17 protein-coding genes and 3 tRNA genes are annotated in these 18271 nt (G+C 73.0%); 11 read left to right on the forward strand and 9 right to left on the reverse strand.

Features of this window, described 5'->3' with window-relative positions; translation table 11 throughout:
- Window positions 1–40: 40 nt before the first annotated feature.
- From ABZV06_RS30740 to ABZV06_RS30750, 3 genes are all read right to left on the reverse strand, one after another.
- Window positions 41–115: transfer RNA gene (locus ABZV06_RS30740), tRNA-Val, on the reverse strand.
- A gap of 16 nt (window positions 116–131) precedes the next feature.
- Window positions 132–202: transfer RNA gene (locus ABZV06_RS30745), tRNA-Cys, on the reverse strand.
- 34 nt (window positions 203–236) lie between these two features.
- Window positions 237–309, reverse strand: a tRNA-Gly gene (locus ABZV06_RS30750).
- 431 nt (window positions 310–740) lie between these two features.
- On the opposite strand from ABZV06_RS30750, the gene ABZV06_RS30755 reads away from it, so the two are divergent.
- Together ABZV06_RS30755 and ABZV06_RS30760 are read left to right on the forward strand one after the other, a co-directional pair.
- Window positions 741–1343, forward strand: coding sequence for a TetR/AcrR family transcriptional regulator (locus ABZV06_RS30755; protein WP_355233854.1), 603 nt, complete (start codon window positions 741–743; stop codon window positions 1341–1343).
- Window positions 1344–1423: 80 nt separating this feature from the next.
- Complete coding sequence (locus tag ABZV06_RS30760) at window positions 1424–2005, forward strand: TIGR03086 family metal-binding protein (protein ID WP_355625726.1); 582 nt, start codon at window positions 1424–1426, stop codon at window positions 2003–2005.
- A 4-nt stretch (window positions 2006–2009) separates the two neighbouring features.
- Here the strand turns inward: ABZV06_RS30760 and ABZV06_RS30765 are convergent, their stop codons facing one another.
- The gene (locus tag ABZV06_RS30765) at window positions 2010–3140 is read right to left on the reverse strand and encodes an alkane 1-monooxygenase (RefSeq protein ID WP_355625728.1); all 1131 of its coding nucleotides are present in this window, start codon (window positions 3138–3140) and stop codon (window positions 2010–2012) included.
- 223 nt (window positions 3141–3363) lie between these two features.
- Here ABZV06_RS30765 and ABZV06_RS30770 point away from each other — a divergent pair, with 223 nt between their 5' ends.
- A complete protein-coding gene (locus tag ABZV06_RS30770; RefSeq protein ID WP_355625730.1) occupies window positions 3364–6285 on the forward strand; it encodes a M36 family metallopeptidase in 2922 nt (973 codons plus the stop codon).
- Between the two features lie 46 nt (window positions 6286–6331).
- On the opposite strand, the gene ABZV06_RS30775 is transcribed toward ABZV06_RS30770, so the two are convergent.
- The gene (locus tag ABZV06_RS30775; RefSeq protein WP_355625737.1) at window positions 6332–7180 is read right to left on the reverse strand and encodes a hypothetical protein; all 849 of its coding nucleotides are present in this window, start codon (window positions 7178–7180) and stop codon (window positions 6332–6334) included.
- A gap of 186 nt (window positions 7181–7366) precedes the next feature.
- Between ABZV06_RS30775 and ABZV06_RS30780 the strand changes: the two genes are divergently transcribed.
- The 5 genes from ABZV06_RS30780 (at window position 7367) to ABZV06_RS30800 (ending at window position 11931) form a co-directional block, all read left to right on the forward strand.
- Complete coding sequence (locus ABZV06_RS30780) at window positions 7367–8035, forward strand: 50S ribosomal protein L11 methyltransferase (RefSeq protein WP_355625732.1); 669 nt, start codon at window positions 7367–7369, stop codon at window positions 8033–8035.
- Window positions 8036–8101: 66 nt separating this feature from the next.
- Window positions 8102–9223 carry a cytochrome P450 gene (locus ABZV06_RS30785; RefSeq protein ID WP_355625739.1) on the forward strand — a complete coding sequence of 374 codons (1122 nt, stop codon included), beginning with the start codon at window positions 8102–8104 and terminating at the stop codon, window positions 9221–9223.
- A 35-nt stretch (window positions 9224–9258) separates the two neighbouring features.
- Window positions 9259–10098, forward strand: coding sequence for a polysaccharide deacetylase family protein (locus ABZV06_RS30790; RefSeq protein WP_355625733.1), 840 nt, complete (start codon window positions 9259–9261; stop codon window positions 10096–10098).
- A gap of 82 nt (window positions 10099–10180) precedes the next feature.
- Complete coding sequence (locus tag ABZV06_RS30795) at window positions 10181–11113, forward strand: ATP-binding cassette domain-containing protein (RefSeq protein ID WP_355233866.1); 933 nt, start codon at window positions 10181–10183, stop codon at window positions 11111–11113.
- Window positions 11110–11931, forward strand: a complete 822-nt coding sequence (locus ABZV06_RS30800; RefSeq protein WP_355625735.1) for an ABC transporter permease — start codon at window positions 11110–11112, stop codon at window positions 11929–11931. Before ABZV06_RS30795 ends, ABZV06_RS30800 begins: the two co-directional genes overlap by 4 nt.
- A gap of 31 nt (window positions 11932–11962) precedes the next feature.
- On the opposite strand, the gene ABZV06_RS30805 is transcribed toward ABZV06_RS30800, so the two are convergent.
- Genes ABZV06_RS30805 through ABZV06_RS30820 form a run of 4 tightly spaced genes read right to left on the reverse strand, consistent with a single transcriptional unit; the run spans window position 11963 to window position 16133 of the window.
- Window positions 11963–12640 carry a response regulator transcription factor gene (locus ABZV06_RS30805; RefSeq protein ID WP_355233870.1) on the reverse strand — a complete coding sequence of 226 codons (678 nt, stop codon included), beginning with the start codon at window positions 12638–12640 and terminating at the stop codon, window positions 11963–11965.
- Window positions 12640–14208, reverse strand: coding sequence for a histidine kinase (locus ABZV06_RS30810; protein WP_355234793.1), 1569 nt, complete (start codon window positions 14206–14208; stop codon window positions 12640–12642). The genes ABZV06_RS30805 and ABZV06_RS30810 overlap by 1 nt, the downstream gene beginning before the upstream one ends.
- Window positions 14209–14268: 60 nt before the next feature.
- Window positions 14269–15009, reverse strand: a complete 741-nt coding sequence (gene bioD, locus ABZV06_RS30815) for a dethiobiotin synthase (RefSeq protein ID WP_355233872.1) — start codon at window positions 15007–15009, stop codon at window positions 14269–14271.
- On the reverse strand, window positions 14997–16133 hold the full coding sequence (locus ABZV06_RS30820) for an 8-amino-7-oxononanoate synthase (protein WP_355234795.1): 1137 nt from the start codon (window positions 16131–16133) through the stop codon (window positions 14997–14999). The genes bioD and ABZV06_RS30820 overlap by 13 nt, the downstream gene beginning before the upstream one ends.
- Window positions 16134–16423: 290 nt before the next feature.
- On the opposite strand from ABZV06_RS30820, the gene bioB reads away from it, so the two are divergent.
- The 3 genes from bioB to ABZV06_RS30835 are packed head-to-tail and all read left to right on the forward strand — an operon-like array spanning window position 16424 to window position 18172.
- Window positions 16424–17419, forward strand: a complete 996-nt coding sequence (bioB, locus tag ABZV06_RS30825; RefSeq protein ID WP_355233874.1) for a biotin synthase BioB — start codon at window positions 16424–16426, stop codon at window positions 17417–17419.
- Between the two features lie 5 nt (window positions 17420–17424).
- Window positions 17425–17661, forward strand: a complete 237-nt coding sequence (locus ABZV06_RS30830; RefSeq protein WP_355233876.1) for a hypothetical protein — start codon at window positions 17425–17427, stop codon at window positions 17659–17661.
- A gap of 4 nt (window positions 17662–17665) precedes the next feature.
- Window positions 17666–18172 (forward strand): GNAT family protein, encoded by a 507-nt coding sequence (locus ABZV06_RS30835; protein WP_355233878.1) that lies wholly within the window; start codon window positions 17666–17668, stop codon window positions 18170–18172.
- Window positions 18173–18271: the final 99 nt, after the last annotated feature.

Here is an 18271-nt window from a genome sequence, read left to right on the forward strand (position 1 = left end):
GGACATCCGGTAACGGGCCTCGACGATTCGCTTCTACACCTGGTGGGCGATACTGGGTTTGAACCAGTGACCTCTTCCGTGTCAAGGAAGCGCGCTCCCACTGCGCCAATCGCCCGTGCTCTTTATTGCCGAGGTGGGGACGGGATTTGAACCCGCGTACACGGCTTTGCAGGCCGTTGCCTCGCCTCTCGGCCACCCCACCGAGGTTGCCCCCGTCATGCGTGGCGGCAGCTCCGAGCGGACGACGGGATTCGAACCCGCGACCCTCACCTTGGCAAGGTGATGCGCTACCAGCTGCGCTACGTCCGCACGTCCCCGGCTTTCCCGGGTGACGGATGAGAACTTTAGCCGAGCTGGCGATCGACTGCCAACTCGGGGTCCGTGTCGGCGCGTCCCCTCCGCCCGGCCTGGCACCGGGCGGGCATTCCGAGACGGCGCAGAAGCCACCGACCGGGAGGTCAGGGACACCGGGCGCGGGCTTCCTAGTAAGCTGGCCCGATTTCTCAATTGACTTTCGCTCGTCACACTCCGGCATCATCCAGCGGTCGATATCGATGCATGTGAGGCACCCTCCGCCAGGGGTCGACGCGCCTGGAGAGCGAGCCGCCGACCTCGACGAATGCCGCTAGGCAAACGAGCCATGACACCCCCCGGAATTGTCCAACTTCCGACTCTTGCCCCACGAATCGGACGGTGGCGGTAACTGTTCGTGTTCGGGTGGATGGGCTACGGTAACGGTCGTGACGAGACGTGCGGCCGAGATCCGCCTGGATGCCCTGCTGCGCACGGCCTGCGACGTGATCGTGGAACGTGGTCTGGCCAACACCCGGACGGCCGACGTGGCACAGGCCGCCGGGGTGAGCCAGGCACTTGTGTTCTACCACTTCGCCACGAAAGAGCGGTTGCTCGCGCAGGCCTTCGCGTACGCCGTCGAGCAGGACCTGGCCCGCCTGGACGCGGTCATCCGCTCCTCCGCCCCGCCGCTGACGAAGCTCCGCCGGATTCTCAAGCTCTACACGCCGGCCGGGCGGGCGACCTCCTGGTCGATGTGGATCGACGGGTGGTCCGAGTCGCTGCGTACCCCCGAGTTGGAGAAGGTGTCCCGCCGGCTCGACCTGCGCTGGCGGCAGGACCTCGCCGCCGTGATCTCCGCCGGGGTCGCCGACGGCACCTTCCAGTGCGCCGACCCGGACGGGGCCGCCTGGCGGATCAGTGCCGTCATGGACGGCCTCGCCGTGCAGCTCGCGGTGCACGAGCGGGTCATCTCCCGCCGGCAGTTCGGGGAATGGGTACGCCTGGTCACGGCTCGGGAGCTGGGCTTGGCTCCGGCCGACCTGGACTGAGCGACGGCCGCCGCCGACGCCGGACGCCCAGCCAGGGCAAAACGGCTCGAATCAGCGCGCCGAAGTGAACAATCGACGGCATGGATCTGCTCGACGCGTACCGCCGGAGCCTGGCCGAGTTCGTCGACCGGGTGGACCAGATCGGGCCCGACCAGTGGTCCGAGGAGACACCCTGCCCGGACTGGGACGTGCGCACCCTGGTCAACCACGTGGTCGGCGAGGACCGCTGGAGCGTCCCCCTGCTCGCCGGCCGCACCCTCGACGAGGTCGGCGACCGCTTCGACGGTGACGTGCTCGGTGCCGACCCGATCACGACGGCGCGGGAGGCCGCCGCGCAGGCCGAGATCGCCGTCACCCATCCCGGCACGATCGACCGCACCGTGCACCTGTCGGCCGGTCCGACTCCGGCCGCCGAGTACGTCCAGCAGCTCCTCGCCGAACACCTGGTGCACGGCTGGGACCTGGCGGTGGCGATCGGCGCCGACCCACGGATGGACCCGGACGCGGTGCACGTGTGCGCCCGGTGGTTCTCCGGGCGGGTCGACGACTACCGGCGCGACAAGCTGATTCGTGACGCCACGCCGGTGCCCGCCGACGCCGACGAGCAGGATCATCTGTTGGCCGCCTTCGGCCGCGACCCGGACTGGGCACCGGGCGACTGAGCCGTCACCGCCGGGGCCGCGTGTTGGCCAGTGCCCGATCGCCGCCGTAGTGGGCGAGCACCCGGTGGTCCATCACCCGTCGCCACAGTGGCGGGAGCAGCGCCACGACCACCATCGTCGCGTACCCGGCGGGCAACTGCGGTGAGCTGTCGAAGCTGCGCAACGTCTGGTAGCGGCGCAACGGGTTCGCGTGATGGTCGCTGTGCCGCTGGAGCTGGAAGAGGAAGACGTTGGTGACCGTGCGGTCGCTGTTCCAGCTGTGCCGGGCGTCGACCTTCTCGTAGCGCCCGGCCGTGCTGCGCTGCCGGGCCAGCCCGTAGTGCTCCAGGTAGTTGACGACCTCCAGCAGGGAGAAGCCGACCACCGCCTGCAGGACAAGGAACGGCAGCACCGCAGGGCCGAAGAGCACGGCCAGCGCCGCGTACAGCGCCACGGTCATCGCCCAGGCGTTGAGCACGTCGTTGCGGTACGTCCAGGGGGACCGACCCCGGACGCGGAACCGACCGGTCTCCAGCCGCCAGGCCGATCGCAGGCTGCCGAGGACGGTACGCGGCCAGAACGCCCAGAAGCTCTCCCCCAGCCGCGAACTGGCCGGATCCTCCGGCGTGGCGACCCGTACGTGGTGACCGCGGTTGTGCTCGACGTGGAAGTGCCCGTAGGCGGCCGGCGCCAGGGCCACCTTGGACAGCCACCGCTCGACCCGCTCGCGCTTGTGGCCCAGCTCGTGGGCGGTGTTGATGGCGATGCCGTTGACCACTCCCACGGTGGCGACCAGGCCGGCCGCGCCCGCGACGGAGAGACCGTCACGGGTCCACACGGCGCAGCACACCACCAGGGCCGCGTACTGCGCCGGCAGATAGAGATAGGTCAGCAAGCGGTAGTAACCGTCGGCGGCCAGCCGGGGCACCACCTCCTCGGGAGGGTTGCGCCGGTCGTCGCCGAGCAGCAGGTCGATCACCGGGATCAGGCCGAAGACGACGACGGGGGTGAGCCACCACGCCCAGGCGCCGGCGCCGGTCCGCCACAGCGCGAGGCCGACGAAGGGCAGCGCCGGCACCAGCAGCGCCAGCGGCCAGAGGGGTTTGCGAGCATCCCGCCAGACAACGGCCTCGGTCGGATCGGCATCGACAGCCATGGCGGACCTCCGGGTCTCGCGTCCTGGCATCGACAGTGACAGCCGTCATGCTCTTTTACAAGAGGGCAGCTTTTGTAAAGTCGACCTATCTCGATCAAACGGCGCGTCGGCGGTCGTGGACCTTGCCGTGTCTTCGAGCGGCTGATATCCACAGATGCACATGCGTTACCGCGCACGCGAGGGTCGGCAGCCGCCGGCCATCCCGCTCCCACGAGGAGGTTCCGTGCCACAACCGCAGTGGTCACCCCCGATGAGCCGGCGTCGACGCCGGCTCATCGCCGTCCTGGCGACGACGGCGACAGTCGCCGCGCTGCTGCCCACCGGCACGAGCAACGCCGCACCCGCCGCGTCCACCGAGCGCTCGTCCGGGCCGTTCGCCGAGGGGCACCAGCCCGCCGACCTCGACAACCGCATCGGTACGGCGGCACCCGACGCCCGCCAGCGTGGCCTGGCCCGCGCCGCCGACCCCGACGTGCGGTGGAACCGGCTCGGCACGCCGCAGGCGCTCGGCCCCGGTCGGACCCCGCTCGCCACCGGTCTGCCGTCCGACCCGGAGGCCGCCGCGCGCGCCTACCTGACCGCCAACCGCGACCTGTACGGCATGGACGCCGCGACGGTCGCCGGCCTGGACCGGGTGCTCGTCAGGCCGATCGGCAGCGGCGCGGTGGTGACCCTGCGGCAGCGCTTCGGCGACCTGCCGGCCGGGCCTGACGGCCTGGTCACCATCGCGGTCCAGGGAGGCTCGGTGCTCGCCGTCAACTCCTCGCTGGCCCGCGACACCAGCGTGCCCACGCCGGCCACCCGTACGGCCGAGCAGGCGTACGCGGACGCGCTCGCCGACGCCGGGCTGAGCCCGTCGACGGTGGCCAGCCACACCGTGCGGGCCGTGGCCGTACCCACCCCGCTGGACGGGCCCCGGGCCGCCTACGAGGTGACCATGATCGGCGCGGACGCCGACCACCCGACGGCGTTCACCAGCTACGTGGACGGCAGCACGGGCAAGGTGCTGGTCCGCGAGGACCTCGTCGACTTCGACTCGGACAACCCGAGCTGGGCGGTCTTCCCGGCCACCCCACCCCGGGACCTCGCCGCCGGCCAGGACCCCCGGGTGCGCTGGTGCGGCGACCCGGCACCCGACTGCCAGGCCGCCTTCCGTGACCCGGCCACCGGGCAGCCCTGGGACGTCGACGCGGCCACCGGCACGCCCACCTTCACCTCACGCGGCAACTCGGCCAACACGGTGCTCTCGTGGGGCAACAACACCCCGGTCGTCCCGGCCACGGCCAGCGCGGAACGCCGCTACGAGTACCCGTTCACCGACCAGTGGCACCAGGCCAGGTGCAACCCGGAGGTGTTCACGTCCGCGCAGCGCAACGACGCGGACGCGGCGATCGCCAACCTCTTCGTCATGCACAACCGCATGCACGACTGGGCGTACCAACTGGGCTTCACCGAGTCGGCGTGGAACCTCCAGGCGGTCAACCTCACCCCGTCCGGGTTGGGCGGTGACGCCGAGCAGGGCCGCGCCCAGCAGGGCGCGCTGACCGGCAACCGGAACAACGCCAACCAGGGCACCCCGCGCGACGGGCTACCGCCGACCACCAACATGTACCTGTGGCAGCCGCAGGCCGGCGGGCCGTACCCGCCGTGCGTGGACGGCGACTACGACATGACGGTGATCGGCCACGAGTACACCCACGCGATCACCAACCGGATGATCGCCGGCCCGGACGCCGGAATCAGCGGCCACCAGGGCGGGTCGATGGGCGAGTCGTGGGGCGACCTGATGGCCGCCGAGTACCTCTACCAGAACGGGCTGCGGGCCCCCGGCGAGACGCCGTTCGTCACCGGCGGCTACGTCACCGGCAACCTGGTCAGCGGCATCCGCAACTACGACCTGAGCCGCAGTCCGTTGAACTACTCCGACATCGGCTACAACACGGCCGGGCCGGCCGTGCACGCCGACGGCGAGATCTGGGGCGCCACCAACTACCGGGTACGCGCCGCGCTGGTCAAGCGGTACGGCCTGGGCACCCCGCAGCGGCAGCGGGAGTGCGCGCAGGGCACGGTGCCCGCCGACAGGTGCCCGGGCAACCGGCGCTGGTCGCAACTGGTCTTCGACTCGTTCCTGCTCCAGGCCGCCAGCCAGGTCAGCATGCTCGACATGCGGGACAACATGCTCACCGCCGACCTGCTGCGCTTCGGGGGCGCCGACCAGGACCTGATCTGGGCCGAGTTCGCCCGCTCCGGGATGGGCCGGGACGCCGTCACCAACGGCGCCGCGGACACCGACCCGACCCCGAGCTTCGCCTCCCCGCGCGGCGGCAACGCGACGCTCACCCTGCGCCCGCGCGGAGACAGCGCCGACGCGCCGATCCGGGTGTACGTCGGGGCGTACGAGGCACGGGCCGTACCGATCGCGGACACCGACCCGGCGACGCCGATCCCGGACACGGTGGAGATGGTCGCCGGCACGTACGACCTGCTGGCCGTCGCGCCCGGCTTCGGGCACCAGCGGCTCAGCGCCGTCGCCGACGCCGACCGGACCGGCTTCGTGGACCTGCGGTTGAGCCGCAACCTCGCGTCCACGGCCTCCGGTGCCACGATCAGCGGCGACGGGGTCAACCTGGACCGGGTGGCCGACGACACCGAGGCGACGAACTGGGCCTCGCTGGACGGGGTGGCCGGCCGGCAGCTCACGGTGGCGCTGGCCGGTGACGCCCCGCAGGTGGTCAAGCGCGTGAACGTCAGCGCGATGTTGCGACCCGCGATCGTCGGGGACGCCGACACCGGCAGTCAGAACGCGCTCACCGCGCTGCGCTCGTTCGCGGTGTCCGCCTGCGACGCGACCACCACGGACTGCGCCGATCCGGCGCGCTGGCGGCGCATCTACACCAGCGCGGCCGACGCGTTCCCCGGCGGGGCGTACCGGGCGTACAGCCGCGACATCAACCTCCGGACGTTCGCGGTGCCCACCACCCCCGCCACCCACCTGCGGCTGGAGGTGCTGGCCAGCCAGTGCACCGGCGGCCCGCAGTACGCCGGTGAGCAGGACGACGACCCGGCCACGACGACGGACTGCGCCACGGCCAGCCCGGCCCGGACGCAGGTCAGGATCGCCGAGTTCCAGGCGTTCACGAAGTGACACCGTCGGGGCCGGCGGGAGACCGCCGGCCCCGGCAACCCTCCGGTCAGCGGCGTGCCGGGTGCCAGCGACCGGTCGACGCGGGCCGCTCCCACAGCCGGTCCACCGGCGGGTCCTCGGCCTCGTTCTTCGCGGCCCTGGTCAGGTGACGCAGCCGCAGCAGCAGGCCCACCCCGAGCGAGAGCAGCAACCCGCCGAGCAGGAACGCCGCCTGCACCACGCCGAACCCGCCGGTCTGCGAGACCGGACGGCCAGCCGGCGGCGGCGCCGCGTCGACCGGCTGGTCCGCGATCGTTTCGTCCGCCGGGGTGCTCTCTTCCTGCGCCGGTTCGCTCGGCGGATCGCTCGGCTTCGCCGGAGTCGGGCTCGGCGTCGGCGTACGGGATGCGGTGGCACCCGCCCCCACCACCGAGCGGGTGGCGGTCTGTCGGGCCAGCAGGCGCAGGTTGGCGTCGTACGCCTCGGCGGCGAGGGTGACCCGCCCCTCGGTGACGTCCTCGTCGAAGGCCACCCGGTAGCGGGCGGTCACCGTACGGCCCGGGCAGAGGGTGCCGGGGTCGAGTTGCCGGTCGGTCAACCGGGCCACGTCACCCTCGGTCCGGACCTCCACGGGGAAGTCGCCGTTCTCCTCCACCCGGTCCATCTTCACCTGGTCGAGCCGGATGCCCTGCACCCGGAGCACCATCGACCAGCGCACCTTCGCGCATCCGCCACGCCGGTCGGTCTGCGAGACCACCGCGGAGATCGTGCGCACCTGCTCGCCGGCCGTGAACCGGGCCGGCAGGCCGCCCATCTCGGTGGCGAACGCCGCCTGCGCCGGTGCCGCCAGGGTCAGCGTCACCCCGGCAACGCCGGCAACCAACGCCCCGAGCCGCAGCGCGTACCGCCACACCATCACCACCACCGCCGCCTCCGTTCGGTCGTCTCCACCTCGCAACGCTAGGAGCGGGACACCGCCGCCGACAGACGGGTGTGTTCGCACCGGACGGCAAGCAGAGGGCGTGTTTTCACCGACAGTGGTGAACCGGTGACCACTCCCCCGCGACACGCCGGGCGTCGGGTCGCTGGAACAATCGGGCAGGTGTCCGAGCTCTCCAGCACGTTCGTCCGGCTGCACGCCCGGCTGGCCCCGGTTCCCTTCGTCCCCGAGGTGCGCCTGCACCAGGCGGACGAGCCGATCGGGCTCTGGGAGCTGACCGAGGGCCAGTTCTCCAGCGACCGGCCGCCGCCGTTCTGGGCCTTCGCCTGGGCCGGCGGTCAGGCGCTCGCCCGCTACGTCACCGACCACCCGGAGCTGGTCACCGGCCGGCGGGTGCTCGACCTCGCCTCCGGCTCCGGCCTGGTGGCCATCGCCGCCGCCCGGGCCGGCGCGGCGTCCGTGCGGGCGGTCGAGGTCGACGAACTGGCCGTCGCGGCCGTCGCGCTCAATGCCGAGGCCAACGGGGTACGCGTCGACGCCGAGTTCGGCGACATCCTCGACGGCGACGCGGGCGACGCCGAGGTGGTGCTCGCCGGGGACGTCTTCTACAGCGACGCGATGGCACGACGGGTGCTGCGGTTCCTGCTGCGCGCCACCCGGGCCGGAGCGCGGGCGCTGGTCGGTGACCCCGGCCGGGCGTTCCTGCCCCGGGAGCGTTTCGACGAGCTAACCAGTTACGACGTGCCGGTGCCGGAGGCTCTGGAGAGCGTCCGGGTGAAGCGCACCACCGTCTGGCAGCTGCGCCCCGGCCTGCCAGGAGCCCCCGGCTAGCGTGTCGGCGTGCTCTTCTCCGGCTGGACGTCCGCGGTCGAGGCACCCTGGCCGGACGTCGCCGAGGTGACCGACCACGTCGGCGTACGCCACCTCGTCGTCACCCGGCACGCGCTGGTCCGCCAGGTCCTCGCCGATCCGGAGCGCTACCGGCCGGACAACGCCCTGGACGCGGTGACCCCGATGCCGGTGACCGCGCTGCGGGTGCTCGCCGGGCACCGGTTCCGGCTGCCGCCGACCCTGGCGAACAACTCCACCGCCAGCCACCCGCAGATCCGGGCCATCGTCGCGGAGGCACTGCACCCGACGCGAGTGGCCGCGCAGCGCCCGTGGCTGACGGCGCTGGTCCGGGAACGGGTGACCCGGCTGCGCGCCACGCTCGATGCCGGCGCACCTGTCGACCTGTACGCGGACCTCGCCGCCGACCTGCCCCTGCTGGTGCTGGCCCGGCTGGTCGACCTGCCGGACGCCCCGGTCGGCGCGGTGAAGGAGTTCGCCCGGGCGGCGCTGGAGCTGTTCTGGGCACCCCTGGACGCCGACCGGCAGGTGGCGCTCGCCGCCGAGGTGGGCCGCTTCCACCGCGTACTCCGGGAGTTCGCGACCACCGGCGGCGGCCTGGCCGCCGAGCTGCGCGCGGCCGGGCACCCTCCCGACGTGGTGGTCGGCGCGCTCTTCTTCCTGCTGGTCGCCGGCCAGGAGACCACCTCGCAGTTCCTCACCCTGCTGCTGCACCGGCTGGCCGGCGAACCCGCGGTACGCGCCGGGCTGCGCTCCGGCGACGTCACGGTGACCGACGTCGTGGAGGAGGGTCTCCGCCTCGAACCGCCGATCGTCACCTGGCGGCGCGTGGCGGCGGCCGACGGCACACTCGGCGACACGGCCGTGCCGGCGGGCACCAGCATCGTGCTGTGGCTGGCTCGCGCCGGCCGGGACCCGGCGGTCGTCAGCTCGCCGGACGAGTTCCTTCCGGGGCAGCGTGGATCGCGGCGGCACCTGACGTTCGGGGCGGGGGCGCACCGCTGCGTCGGTGACGTGCTGGCCCGGATGGAGGCCGCCGTCGTGGTGGCCGAGGCGACGTCACTGCTCGACGGGGTGACGGTGGTCCGTCCGCCCTGGTGCCCGGACAACCTCACCTTCCGGATGCCGGACGCCTTCGTGGTGCGACGACCGGCAGGCTCACCGGGCTGACCGGATCCTGACATTCGCCCGGTATGTTTCCGGGCGTGTCCGCCACCCCCACCCGTCGGATCATCGCCGCCACAACGCTTGTGGCCCTGCTGACGCTGAGTGCCTGCGCAGCCGGACCCGCGTTCCACGCCCGGCAGATCGCGGCCCAGCCGACCCCGTCCACGCCGGCGCCCACCCCGTCGGCGTCACCGTCCCCGACGCCTCGGCCGACGCCCGGGAGCCTGGACTGGTACGTGTCCCAAGTGCCGACCTTTCCCGAGGCGCCGCCACCGCAACCCGTACCGCTGCCGGTGACCGGCCCGATCCCGTTCTGGCACCGCCTGCCGATCGACCAGAAGGTCGCCTTCATCACCATCGACGACGGTGGTTTGGCCCGCCCGCCCGCGGTGCCCGACTTCATCTGGCGCGCGCGCATCCCCGTCACGATGTTCCTGAACTCCCCGGCCGCCGAGGAGTACGGCGACTACTTCCGCCAGATCCAGGCGTCCGGTGGGATCGTCGAGAACCACACCATCCGGCACACCTCGCTGGCCGGCCGCTCGTACGACTACCAGAAGCAGGAGATCTGCGGGTCGGCGGACAAGCTGGAGACGCTGTTCGGCAAGCGGCCGACCCTGTTCCGCCCACCGTTCGGCGAGTACGACAGCACCACGCTCGAAGCCGCGCGGGACTGCGGCGCGAAGGCGGTCCTGCACTGGTCCGAGACGGTGCACGAGGGCAAGGTGCGCTACCAGACCCCGGAGAAGGTGATCCGACCCGGCGACGTGCTGCTGATGCACTTCCGGCCGGCGCTGATGGACGACCTCCTCGCCGCGTTGAAGGCCATCCACCGGGCCGGGCTCACCCCGGCGCTGCTACAGGACTACATCCGCTGACCGGATGACCTGACGAAAGTCAGTGCTGGTCGGTGCCGTTCGGGCGCGGTGGGCCGAGGCGGCGGACGCCTAGCGTCAACGCATGATCACTTTACGTGGGTTGACGAAACGGTTCGGGGCGACCGTCGCGGTCGACGCCCTGACCGTCGACATCGCACCCGGCCGGGTCACCGGCTTCCTCGGCCCCAACGGGGCCGGCAAGTCCACCACCATGCGGATGATCCTCGGCCTGGACCGTCCCACCGCCGGACAGGCGCTCGTCGCCGGCCGGTCGTACCGGGAGCTGCGGCGACCGCTGCACGAGGTGGGTGCCCTGCTCGACGCCCGGGCCATCCACCCGACCCGGTCCGGGCGGGCCCACCTGCTGGCGATGGCCCGCAGCAACGGCATCCCCGCCCGCCGGGTCGACGAGGTGCTCGACACCGTGGGGCTCGACGGGCGTGCGGCCGCCAAACCGGGCCGCACCCTTTCCCTGGGCATGGGGCAGCGGCTCGGCATCGCCGGCGCGCTGCTCGGCGACCCGCCCGTGCTGATGTTCGACGAGCCGGTGAACGGCCTCGACCCGGACGGGGTTCGCTGGGTGCGACAGCTCATGCGCTCGCTCGCCGAGGAGGGCCGCACGATCTTCGTCTCCAGCCACCTGATGAGCGAGATGCAGCTCACCGCCGACCAGCTCGTGGTGATCGGCCGTGGGCGACTGCTCGCCGACGCCCCGGTCACCGACGTCATCGCGGGCAGCGCGGTCGTCGTACGGGTCCGCAGCCCGCACCGCGAAGGGCTCGACACGCTCGCCGCCCGTCTCGCCGCGACCGGCGTGACCGTCGAGGAGGCCGGACCCGACGAGCTGAGCGTCACCGGCACCACGGTGGACCGGATCGGCGACCTGGCGTACGAGCTGGGGGTGCGGTTGCACGAGCTGAGCCCGCACGGCGCGTCACTGGAGCAGGCGTACATGGAGCTGACCGCCGAGAGCGTCGAGTACGCCGGCGGTTCGACCGGAGGTGGCACCCGATGAGCACGCAGACAATGGTGACCAGCAGTCCCACCGCCGCACCGGCCGTCAACGCCCCGGCCGCCTTCCGGGCCGCCATGGCGGCGGAGTGGACCAAGCTGGTCTCGGTGCGCAGCACCTGGTGGACGATGCTGGCCGGGCTGCTCCTGATGGCCGCGAGCGCCGGCCAGCTCGCCATCTACGCGGCCAACGACAACACCAACGACGACCCGCTCGACGACCGGGGAATCGTCACCGTCGGCAGCGTGCTGATCGATTCCGTCGAGCTGACCCAGTACGCCGTGCTGGCGCTGGGGCTGCTCGCCATCACCACCGAGTTCACCAGCGGCACCATCCGGACCACCCTGCAGTCCACGCCGGCACGCGGTCGGGTGCTCCTGGCCAAGGCCGTGGTGGCCGGCGCCGTCACCTTCGCCCTCGGCTTGCTGCTCGGCGGTGTCGGCGCCCTCGTCGCCCGCCCGGTTCTCGGCGACTGGGGCAGCGCGCCGATCACCGGCACGATCGGCGACATCGCGGCGGTGGCGACCTACCTGGCCCTGATCAGCGTCCTCGCGCTCGGCCTCGGCGCGGCACTGCGCAGCGCGGTGCTCACGATCATCGTGCTCTTCGCCACCCTGATGATCGTCCCGCTGTCGCTCCAGGAGCCGGACATCACCGTCCTGAACCGGATCGCCGACGTGTTCCCCGGCGTCGCCGGTGGACACTTCCTCGCCGGGGACACCGACCCGTACCCCAGTGGGGTCGGATTGCTGCTGCTCGCCGGGTGGGCCGGCGCCGCGCTGCTGCTCGGCCGCGCCGCCCTACGCCGTCGCGACGCCTGAAGCGGTGGGCGGGGGCTCTCGCGGCCCCCGCTCACCGCTCGACCAGCCCCGCCTCGTACGCGAGGATCGCCGCCTGCACCCGGTTGCGCACCTCCAACCGGGTGAAGATGCTGGTCAGATAGCTCTTCACGGTGCCCTCCACCAGATGCAGCCGGCGAGCGATCTCCGCGTTGGACAGACCCGCGCCGACCAGCGCCAGCACCTCGCGTTCCCGCTCGGTCAACCCGGCCGTCCGATCCCGGGCGGCGGGACGCCGCGCCAACCGCCCGGCGCCCAGCTCGATCACCCGACGTGCCACCTGCGGCGACAGGTACGCCCCGCCGTCGGCGACGGCGTGCACGCCGGCGATCAACTCACGCGGATCGCCGGCCTTGAGCAGGAAACCGCTCGCGCCGTGCCCCAGAGCCCGAGCCACGTGGTCGTCCTCACCGAAGGTGGTCAGCATGACCGTCGCCGTGGCCGGCGCCAACCGGCGGATCTCGGCCGCCGCGGCCAGGCCGTCCAGGCGGGGCATCCGGATGTCGAGCAACGCCACCCGCGGTCGGTGCGCGCGGACCAGCTCCACCGCCGCCCGCCCGTCGCCGGCCTCGGCGACCACCTCGATATCGGGATCGGTGGCGAGGATCGCCCGGACTCCGGCCCGGATCATCGCCTCGTCGTCGGCCAGGACCACCCGGACGGGCGTGGTCGGGACCGTGTCGATGTCCACTACGCGATGCGCTCCTTGCTGACCAGTCGGCCGTCGGTGAAGCAGAGCCGCCACGTCGCCTCGGCGAGGGGGAAGTTGCCGTCGGTGTAGTACTCGCAGCCCGCAGCCGACACACCGACCGGCGGGGCGAGCTGCCGGCGGGGCAGCCCGGGCAGGTCGGCGCGCGCGGTACCGGGGCGCATCTGGTCGTACGTCGACTCGTCGAGCACCGTGCCGGCCGTGGCGAACGGGTAGTAGACCAGCGACAGGGCCGACGCGAACGCCGCCGGGGCGGCGAGCGCCGTCAGCAGGCTCCTGCGCGCCCGACGGCGGGCCTCGCGCAGCCGGCGTTCGGCGTCGTCGGGGCGTTCCGGGGCGCCGTCGGGCGCAGGGCCGCCGTCGAACCCGGGTGCGGAAAGAGCCGGCAACCCCGCGCCGGAAAGCGGTTCGGCCGACAGCGGCAGCCGGGCGCGCACCGCAAACCCGCCGTCGGGGCTCGGGCCGGCCTCCAGCACACCACCGGCCAGCCGTACCCGCTCGGCGAGGGCGAGCAGGCCGCTCCCCGAGGAGGCCGGTCGGGGCAGCGGACCGGCCGGGGCCGCCGCGTTGCGCACCCGCACGTCGACCCCGTCCAGGTCGGTCGCCAGGGTCACGGCCACCGGGGCGCCCGGTGCGTACCGGGCCGCGTTGGTGAGCGCCTCCCGCACCACCTGGTGGGCAGCGGACCCGGTCATGCCGGGCAGTCGCACGGTGTCGGGCGGCGCGTCCAGCCGTACCGCCATCCCGGCCTCACGGGCCCCGGACACCAGGTCCACGACGGTCTCCCCCACCGGCCGGACACCGGCCGGGTCGCCCTCCTCACGCAGCACGCCGATGATGTCGTGCAGCCGTCCGGTGGCCGCCGCGACGCTGGCCCGCAGCTCCCCCACGGCCTCCCGGTGGGCCGGCGCAAGGTCGTCGGCCAGCTCCAACGCGGCGGCCCGCACCGCGATCAGGCTGAGATCGTGACCGAGCGAGTCGTGCATCTCCTCGGCGATGCGGGCCCGCTCCCGAAGCCGGATCCGCTCCGCGACGCCACGCCGCTCCCGCGCCACCGCCTCGACGTGGCGGCGGCCGGCGTCGGTCAGCGCCTGCTGCTGCCGCCGATACCGACCCACCAGCCACGGAAACACCCCGGCGAACAGCAGCACCGACGCCAGCAGGAACCAGGTCGCCGCCCCGGTGCCGAGCAACCCGAGGTTCAGCACCGTGCCGCCGAGGGCGATGACGCCGAACAGCATGGCCGCCGGCATCGCGGTCGCGCTGCGTCGACCGCTCAGGTAGCTGAACACCGGGATGGCGAAGACGAAGTTGCCGTCCACCAGCGAGCCGAGCACCACCAGCAGCAACCCCACCAACGGCCACCGTCGCGCCGACGCCACGGCGACCGCCAGCAGCGCCAGCGAGCCGAGCAGCAGCGCCACACCGAAACGCGGGTACGGCGGAGTCACCCGCGCGACCACGATCGGCGCGGCCACCACCGCCCAGAGCGACACGTCCAGCAGCGGACGCCGCCACCGGGACGCCCCGGGCACCGACGGCTCCAGCATCCTCACGGCGGCCAGGCTACCCACGCTCGACCTGCACGGACACCGACGAAAGTCAGGTGTTCAGCTGCTCTCCTCGGCCCAGACGCGCCAGTCGTCGAGCACCCCGTGCAACGCCGGGGTGAGCCACCCCGGCGCCGAACGCCGGAACACCCCCGGATCGATCGCGCCCGCGCCCGCCGGCACCGCGCCCAGCAGGTTCGGCACCAGGTCGGTCAGGTTCGTCCAGTGAACCAGCTCCGGCGACGCCGGCCAGGCGCCGATCACCACGCCGGCCGGTACCGCCCGACGGTCCAGCGCCTCCAGGGTCAGCGCCGTGTGGTTGAGCGTGCCCAACCCGGCACGGGCCACCACCACCGCGGGCGCGCCGAGGGACACCGCCAGGTCGGCCATCGTCCACGGCTCACCCGACGGCCGTAGGCCCATCGGCACCAGCAGACCACCGGCGCCCTCGACGAGAACCAGGTCGTGCTTGTCCGCCTCCTCGCGGACCGCGTCCACCGCCGCGTACAGCTCCAGCGGCGGCAGGTCCGCGACCCGGGCCGCGGCCAACGGGGCGAGCGGGTCCGGAAAACTCGCCAGGGTACGACCGGTCAGCGGCGCGGCCAGCCGATTGACCACGTCCACGTCACCCGGCTCACCGCCGGCCGTGCCGGTCTGGCCGGGTTTGACCACCGCCACCCGGAGGCCGGCGGCCTGCGCGGCCGCCGCGATGGCCGCCGTGACCACGGTCTTGCCCACCTCGGTGTCGGTACCGGTGACCAGCACCGGCCCCTCCCACGCCGTATCACTCATGGCGCACAGTCCACGATGACGTCCAGCGCCCGCTCGAAGTCGGCCCGCGGCACCCCGGCGCTGACGGTCAGGCGCAGCCGGGAGCGGCTGTCCGGGGTCGACGGCGGCCGGAAGCAGCCCACCGCGACACCGCGGTCCCGGCAGTCGGCCGCCCAGGTCGTCGCGGCCTCCGGGCCGGGCGCCGCCACCGAGATCACCGCCGCGTCCGGCGCGGAGACGGCCAGCCCGGCCGCGCGCAGTCGACCGACCGCCAGCGCCACCCGGTCGGCAACCTCGGCGCGCAGGTCGTCGCCGGCCCGGGCCAGCCGCAGCGCGGCGTGCACCCCGGCCGCCACGGCCGGCGGCAGCGCGGTGTCGAAGATGAACGTACGACCGGTCTCGACCAGGTGCCGGACGAACTCGGCCGGACCGGCGACGACGCCACCCGCCCCGCCGAGCGCCTTGGACAGGGTGGCGGTGACCACCACGTCCGGTTCGCCGGCCAGACCGGCGGCCGCCACCGCGCCCGCACCGGACGGGCCGGTCACGCCGAGCGCGTGCGCGTCGTCGACGAGCAGCAGCGCGCCGTAGCGGCGGGCGACCGCGTGCAGATCGGCCAGCGGTGCGAGGTCACCGTCGACCGAGAAGACCGACTCGGTGACCACGACCGCCGGGCGTCCCGGCGCCACGGCCAGGGCGGCCGCCACCGCCGTCACGTCGGCGTGCGCGCTGACCACCGTCTCGGCGCCCGAGATCCGGCAGCCGTCGATCAGCGACGCGTGGTTGTGCGCGTCCGAGACGAGCAGGGTCCGGGGCTGCACGAGAGCCCGCAACGCGCCGATGTTCGCCAGGTAGCCGGAGGAGAACACGAGAGCCTGGTCGGTGCCCAGCCACTGCGCCAGCTCGTCCTCCAGGGCGTGGTGCGCGTCGGTCGAGCCGCGCACCAGGCGTGACCCGGTCGCGCCCAACCCGTACGCCGAGAGTGCCGCCGTGGCCGCGGCGGTGACCTCCGGGTGGGTGGCCAGGCCGAGGTAGTCGTTGCCGGCGAGGTCGGTCATCCGGTCGTCGGCGGGACGCGGGAGCAGTCGCCGGGTCAACCCGGCCTTCGCCCTCAACTGCGCGCGACGATCGAGCGCCGCCAGCCAGTCCGCCACCGTCACCCCTTCACCGCCGTCCGCGCCGGTCACGCCGACGTCCGCCGGGCGAAATTACCACCCGCCGCCCGCGACTCGACGAATCCACTCGGTACGCGACGCGCAGCGGCGTCGAACGTCGACCCGACGACATCGGCCACCACGTACCGTCAAAAGATCGTCACTCCTGGTCGCCGTGCGGGTGACGCGCGGCCTGACCTGCGCGGTCGTCCGCCGGGCGCGGCCCGGCGTCCGTCTACGCCGCCGGCAGGTCATACCGGGTGGAGCCGGGGCCTTGTAGGGTACGAGCCATGCCAGAGATCCTCGACCAGGCCCGTACCCAGGTCCTGGGTGACGGCGTCGGCCTCGACCAGGCTGGCGTCCTCGCCGTGCTGAACCTGCCCGACGAGCACCTGCCCGCCGCCCTCCAACTCGCGCACGACGTGCGGATGCGGTGGTGCGGCCCCGAGGTCGAGGTCGAGGGCATCGTCTCGCTGAAGACCGGCGGCTGTCCGGAGGACTGCCACTTCTGCTCGCAGTCCGGTCTGTTCACCTCCCCGGTGCGCTCGGTCTGGCTGGACATCCCGTCGCTTGTCGAGGCCGCGAAGCAGACCGCGAAGACCGGGGCCACCGAGTTCTGCATCGTGGCCGCCGTGCGCGGCCCCGACGAGCGGCTGATGAAGCAGATGCGCGAAGGCGTCGCCGCCATCAAGGCCGAGGTCGACATCCAGGTCGCCGCGTCGCTGGGCATGCTTTCCCAGGAGCAGGTCGACGACCTGGTCGACATGGGTGTGCACCGCTACAACCACAACCTGGAGACCTGCCGGTCGTACTTCCCGAACGTGGTCACCACCCACTCGTGGGAGGAGCGGTGGGAGACGCTGCGCATGGTCCGCGACTCGGGCATGGAGGTGTGCTGCGGCGGCATCCTCGGCCTCGGCGAGACCGTCGAGCAGCGGGCGGAGTTCGCCGCGCAGCTCGCCGAGCTCAACCCGCACGAGGTGCCGCTGAACTTCCTCAACCCGCGCCCCGGCACCCCGCTCGGCGACCGTCCGGTGGTCGAGGGCAAGGACGCGCTGCGGGCCATCGCCGCGTTCCGGCTGGCCATGCCGCGCACCATCCTGCGGTACGCGGGCGGCCGCGAGATCACCCTCGGTGACCTGGGCACCCGCGACGGCCTGCTGGGCGGCATCAACGCGGTGATCGTCGGCAACTACCTGACCACGCTGGGTCGACCGGCGACCGCCGACCTCGACCTGCTGGACGAGCTGAAGATGCCGGTCAAGGCCCTCTCCGCCACGCTGTGACGACCATGACGACGACCTCCGACGCCGAACCGACCCGCGAGGGTCGGTCGGCCACGGCTGCCGTGCTCTGGTGCGACAGGTGCGGCGAGGCGGCGGCAGCCGGCCCCCACCCGGGCTGCGCGACGGCCCGCCAGTTGGAGCCGCCGCGCTACTGCGCGCACTGCCGACGTCGGATGAAGGTGCAGGTGCTGCCGGTCGGCTGGTCGGCGATCTGCGTCGAGCACGGCGAGATCCGGGGCTGAGCCGATGCTGCACGGGCGGGCGGTGACCCTGCGACCGGCGACGGTCGCGGACGTGCCGGCCCTCGCGGCCATCCGGGCACAGCCGGAGGTACGCCGGTGGTGGCGCGGCGGCGACGACCTGGCCGCGTCCATCCAGGCCGACCTGAACGACGACGACCTCGCCCTGTACGCCATCGAGCACGACGGCAGGGTGATCGGCGCGATCCAGTGGCACTCCGAGCCGGACCCGGACTACCGCCACGCCAGCCTGGACGTGTTCCTCGCTCCCGAGTCACGCGGTGCAGGTCTCGGCGTCGACGCCATCCGCACCCTGGCCCGGCACCTGATCGACGAGTACGGCCACCACCGGTTCACGATTGACCCGGCGGCGGCGAACAGCGCGGCCATCCGGGCGTACGCGAAGGTGGGCTTTCGTCCGGTGGGCATCATGCGCCGCTACGAGCGGGGCGAGGATGGCCGCTGGCACGACGCCCTGCTGATGGACCTGCTCGCCGAGGACCTGTCCGGCTGAGGCGAACGGGCGTGCCCGGCACCCACGGGGGCGGGCCCCCCGCGGGTGTACACACATGGAGTTTGCGCAAACGCGGGGGGGGAAGAGATAGGGAGAGCG

It is taken from the genome of Micromonospora sp. NPDC005172 (assembly GCF_040608555.1).
GTDB lineage: Bacteria > Actinomycetota > Actinomycetes > Mycobacteriales > Micromonosporaceae > Micromonospora.

What these genes read in the sequence shown, in the direction of transcription:
- ABZV06_RS30760 (WP_355625726.1), top strand. Translation starts at nt 1,424, where the DNA reads ATGGATCTGCTCGACGCGTACCGCCGGAGCCTGGCCGAGTTCGTCGAC.
- ABZV06_RS30765 (WP_355625728.1), bottom strand. Translation starts at nt 3,140, where the DNA reads ATGGCTGTCGATGCCGATCCGACCGAGGCCGTTGTCTGGCGGGATGCT.
- ABZV06_RS30775 (WP_355625737.1), bottom strand. Translation starts at nt 7,180, where the DNA reads ATGGTGTGGCGGTACGCGCTGCGGCTCGGGGCGTTGGTTGCCGGCGTT.
- ABZV06_RS30795 (WP_355233866.1), top strand. Translation starts at nt 10,181, where the DNA reads ATGATCACTTTACGTGGGTTGACGAAACGGTTCGGGGCGACCGTCGCG.
- ABZV06_RS30800 (WP_355625735.1), top strand. Translation starts at nt 11,110, where the DNA reads ATGAGCACGCAGACAATGGTGACCAGCAGTCCCACCGCCGCACCGGCC.
- ABZV06_RS30810 (WP_355234793.1), bottom strand. Translation starts at nt 14,208, where the DNA reads ATGCTGGAGCCGTCGGTGCCCGGGGCGTCCCGGTGGCGGCGTCCGCTG.
- bioB (WP_355233874.1), top strand. Translation starts at nt 16,424, where the DNA reads ATGCCAGAGATCCTCGACCAGGCCCGTACCCAGGTCCTGGGTGACGGC.
- ABZV06_RS30830 (WP_355233876.1), top strand. Translation starts at nt 17,425, where the DNA reads ATGACGACGACCTCCGACGCCGAACCGACCCGCGAGGGTCGGTCGGCC.
- ABZV06_RS30835 (WP_355233878.1), top strand. Translation starts at nt 17,666, where the DNA reads ATGCTGCACGGGCGGGCGGTGACCCTGCGACCGGCGACGGTCGCGGAC.